This window comes from Mesorhizobium sp. M7A.F.Ca.US.005.03.1.1, from assembly GCF_003997975.1.
GTDB classification, from domain to species: Bacteria; Pseudomonadota; Alphaproteobacteria; order Rhizobiales; family Rhizobiaceae; genus Mesorhizobium; species Mesorhizobium ciceri.
In genome coordinates, this window is the sequence record NZ_RZRO01000210.1 from 1 (window position 1) to 1,450 (window position 1,450).

General features: G+C 58.7%; 1 protein-coding gene and 2 pseudogenes. 2 read left to right on the forward strand and 1 reads right to left on the reverse strand.

The features are described from left to right. The first annotated feature begins 142 nt into the window (after nucleotides 1–142). A pseudogene (locus EN990_RS35185) lies at nucleotides 143–1,022 on the forward strand (transglutaminase family protein). After that, nucleotides 965–1,174, forward strand: a pseudogene (locus EN990_RS36535) (RES family NAD+ phosphorylase); the annotation flags it as partial. The pseudogenes EN990_RS35185 and EN990_RS36535, both read left to right, overlap by 58 nt. Before the next feature lie 42 nt (nucleotides 1,175–1,216). Here the strand turns inward: EN990_RS36535 and EN990_RS35195 are convergent. After that, nucleotides 1,217–1,450: SMC-Scp complex subunit ScpB (locus tag EN990_RS35195; protein ID WP_206526379.1), on the reverse strand; the 234-nt coding region annotated here is incomplete at its 5' end.

Here is a 1,450-nt window from a genome sequence, read left to right on the forward strand (position 1 = left end):
TTCGAGTTTTTTGGGCATGGACGTCGAGGTGAAAGTTACCAGGGAATAATCAGACCAGAACCCTCGCCCAATGAATGTGGTGGAACCGATTCGTCAAAGCGGAGTTTGGCCGTCTCCTCAATCAAGAACATTTGGAGCGACGATGCGGATACGCGCAGGTTACAATCTCACCTACGAGTGTCCTAAGCCAACGCCGATGCTTCTCGTTCTGGAAATCCACCCGTCACGTCGGGTCGACCTGCTGACGGAACAGGTGATTGGCTTTGATCGGCCGATCGAAGCAAGGGGCTACATCGACAGTTTCGGCAATGCCTGCACAAGGATCGAGGCCCCTGCTGGATTGACGACGATTTCAACCACCTTTGAAATCTACGACAGCGGCAATCCGGACATCGTCGCCCCCGAGGCCATACAACACGATATAAAAGACCTGCCGGATGAAGTACTAACTTTCCTTCTAGGAAGCCGGTACTGCGACACCGATCGTCTCGGGGATTTCGCCTGGGCGACCTTTGGCAACACAAGGCCTGGATGGGCTCGCGTCCAGGCAATCTGCGATTTCGTTCACAATCACATAGCGTTCAGCTACCAGAACGCCGACGCGCTGCGCACAGCTCATGGCGGCTTCCTCGATCGAACCGGTGTTTGCCGTGACTTTGCTCATCTGTCGCTGCATGAACATTCCGGCGCGCTATTGTACGGGTTATCTGGGGGATATCGGGGTCCCGCCCGTGCCAGATCCGATGGATTTCAGCGCCTGGTTCCAAGCCTATCTCGGTGGTCATTGGTTCACCTTCGACGCTCGGCACAACCACCCTCGCATCGGAAGAATCCTGATGGCAACGGGCCGGGACGCGACTGACGTTGCCCTCTCGACCAGCTTTGGGTTGTCGAGCCTGGCCCGCTTCGAAGTTATTGCTGAAGAGGTGGGCACAGTGCCTGGAGGGAATGGGATTGTGCCTGGCGCCAGATCGCTCGCATCGACAAGAAAATCCCGCCATCGTGGAAGCTCGCGGACCTGATCATCACGGCCGGGCTTCGCGGCATCCTGTTCCCGTCGCTGCGTCACGCCGGCGGCACCAATCTGGTGATCTTTCCGGCCAATCTCGTCGACGGCGACCATGTCGCGGTTCCCGATGACCGGCTGCCGCACGACCAGTCGTCCTGGTCCTGAGTCATCGATAGTCTCTGTGGTCGCAACGCGAACAACGCCCGCTCACGACATCTGGTCCTCAACGGCATCGCCCTCGTCCTCCCTGTTAGCCAAACCGTCGGGAATATCGCCGGCCAGCAGCTTCTCCTTCGACAGCAGCCCAGCGTCTTCGAGCGCCTCGAAATCCGGCAGCTGGCGCAGCGTGTCGAGCCCGAACTGCGACAGGAAAGTCTTCGTCGTCACATAGGTATAAGGCGCTCCGGGCTGTGGACTGCGCGGCCCTGAGGCGATCAGCTC